At 60.8% G+C, this 2,398-nt stretch carries 3 protein-coding genes; 1 reads left to right on the top strand and 2 read right to left on the bottom strand.

Annotation, left to right across the window (positions count from 1 at the left end):
• Positions 1-877 (bottom strand): aminotransferase class I/II-fold pyridoxal phosphate-dependent enzyme (locus PSV43_RS01420; protein WP_300192931.1); only part of this gene is annotated, 877 nt, incomplete at its 3' end.
• A gap of 20 nt (positions 878-897) precedes the next feature.
• Entirely contained in the window at positions 898-1,377 is a 480-nt protein-coding gene (locus PSV43_RS01415) for an Lrp/AsnC family transcriptional regulator (protein WP_300192929.1), read from the bottom strand.
• Between the two features lie 267 nt (positions 1,378-1,644).
• Between PSV43_RS01415 and PSV43_RS01410 the strand changes: the two genes are divergently transcribed.
• Positions 1,645-2,398: CCA tRNA nucleotidyltransferase (locus tag PSV43_RS01410; protein ID WP_300192927.1), on the top strand; the 754-nt coding region annotated here is incomplete at its 3' end.

Raw genomic sequence — 2,398 nt, 5'->3', positions numbered from 1 at the left:
GCATGTCCTCATAGGCAGTCTCGCCCATCTTGAGCGCTTCAATGCCCGCCATCTGGCTCATGATCGGCGCGCAGAGCATGCAATACTGATGAATCTTCATCATCGCCTCGCGCAGCGGTGCTGGAGCGCAGGCATAGCCGAGGCGCCAGCCAGTCATGGCAAAGGCCTTGCTGAAGCCGTGCAGCAAAATCGTGCGCTCACGCATGCCAGGAAATTCGACGATGCTCTTGTGCTGACGTCCGTCATACAGCAGCTCGCTGTAGATCTCGTCCGTGAAAACGAGCAGGTCATGCTTCACCGCCAGCTTAGCGATCTTTGCCAGCTCTTCATGCGGCATGATGCCACCCGTCGGATTCGTGGGGAAGTTCAGCGCGATGACCTTCGTCCTCGGCGTGATCGCCTTCTCCACATCTTCCGCCATCAGCGCGAATTCGTTCTCTTCACGCGTCTGCACCACGACTGGTACACCGTAGGCCATCTTGATGCTGGGGCTGTAGGAGACATAGCACGGCTCATGATAGATGACTTCGTCGCCCGGATTCAACACCGCACGGAAAGCGATGTCGAGCGCCTCAGACACTCCCACCGTCACCAGAATCTCTGTCTTCGGATCATACGTGGTGCGGAAGTGCTTCGTCACGTACTCGCTGATGCCAATGCGCAGCGATTCGAGACCCAGGTTCGAGGTGTAGCTTGTCTGACCTTTTTCCAGCGAGCGGATCACCGCCTCGCGAATCGGCCACGGGGTTGGTTTGTCGGGCTCGCCGACGCCAAGCGAAATGACATCGGTACGCCCGATGACGAGTTCGAAGAAATCGCGGATGCCGGAGCGCGGCAGATCGCGAATGATGTTTGAAATTTTGTTGTCGTATTCCATGGCCTCAGGTTCCTCTTAGATCATGGACTCACTGGCAGGCGCTCTTCATCGCCGCCACCGTTCGCAAGGAACCCATTTTCCTTGTACGCCTTCAATTCAAAGCGCGTGGCCGTGGACAGCACGCCGCCGAGGGTGCTGAGTTTTTCAGACACAAAGGTCGCCACATCGAGGAGGTCTTTTCCCTCCACGATCACGGCCAGGTCATAGCCACCGCTCATCAGAAAGCAGTCGCGCACCTGGTCAAATTTCGAAATCCGGCGCGCCAGACGGTCAAAGCCGCCATCACGCTCCGGCGAGATGCGCACCTCGATCAAGGCCGTCACCCGGCGGTCTCCCGCCTTCAAACGATCCACCACCGCGCTATACCCCAGGATCGTGCCATCCGCCTCCGCCGCGGCAATGCGGGCGGTGATTTCGGATTCGGCGAGGCCCAGTGCGAGAGCGATCTCTTTGGGGCTGCGGTTGGAGTTATTGCGGAGCAGTTCGATGAGCGGGTCCATATTAAGGGCCGCGACTCTAACGCCAGTCCCCGATTTGAACAGCGGAAAGCAGCACGAATCCGCGCGCCAGCGTCCCCGGAACCGAAGCGCAGCGGAGGTAGACAGCCGCAGGCTGCCCGGAGGGTGAGCGCAGCGAATCAATGCGGCGTCTTCAGCGCCGCTTTCGTCACACCCAACTCAATCAAATCCCCACAAGCCCTCTCCCACATCCAACAACAACCCTCCGTTCAAGTTGACCCCCCACTCCCGCGACGCCAAATCTCCCCCATGCGCTCCACCGCCATCAAGGTCATCGAAAAACTCACCCACGCCGGACACACCGCCCTCCTCGCTGGCGGCTGCGTGAGGGACATGCTCCTCGGCCGCGAGGCCAAGGATTTCGACGTCGCCACCAGCGCCACGCCCGAGCAGGTGGTGAAGCTGTTCCCAGGTGCTCAGACCGTAGGTGCCCACTTCGGCGTCGTCATCGTGCGCATGAATCACGTCCACATCGAAGTCGCCACCTTCCGCAGCGACGGCAGCTACAGCGACGGCCGCCGCCCGGACAGCGTCACCTACTCCACCCCTGAACTCGACGCCCAGCGCCGCGATTTCACCATCAACGGCCTCTTCTACGACCCGCTCACCGACAAGGTCATCGACTACGTCGACGGCCAGGTGGACCTGCGCATGGGCCTGCTGCGCGCCATCGGCGTGGCCAAGGACCGCTTTGAAGAAGACCACCTGCGCATGCTCCGCGCCGTGCGCTTCGCCACCGTGCTCGGCTTCGATATCGAGCACGCCACCTGGGAATCCATCTGCGGCCTCGCCCCCAAAATCAAAAGCGTCAGCATCGAGCGCATCCGCGAGGAGTTCGTCAAAACGATGCTCCATCCAAATCGCGTGCGCGGCTTCGACCTCCTCGTCAACAGCGGCCTCATGGAGCAGTTCCTACCGGAGATCCTCGTGCTGCAGGGCTGCGAACAGCCGCCCCAATTTCACCCCGAGGGCGATGTCTTCATCCACACCCGCCTCATGCTCA

Origin of the sequence: Prosthecobacter sp., from assembly GCF_029946185.1 — a bacterium.
Taxonomy (GTDB): domain Bacteria; phylum Verrucomicrobiota; class Verrucomicrobiia; order Verrucomicrobiales; family Verrucomicrobiaceae; genus Prosthecobacter.
This window is presented reverse-complemented; position numbering and strand designations above follow the sequence as displayed.

Coding starts and splice junctions, on each gene's coding strand:
- PSV43_RS01415 (WP_300192929.1), bottom strand. CDS start 1,377: ATGGACCCGCTCATCGAACTGCTCCGCAATAACTCCAACCGCAGCCCC.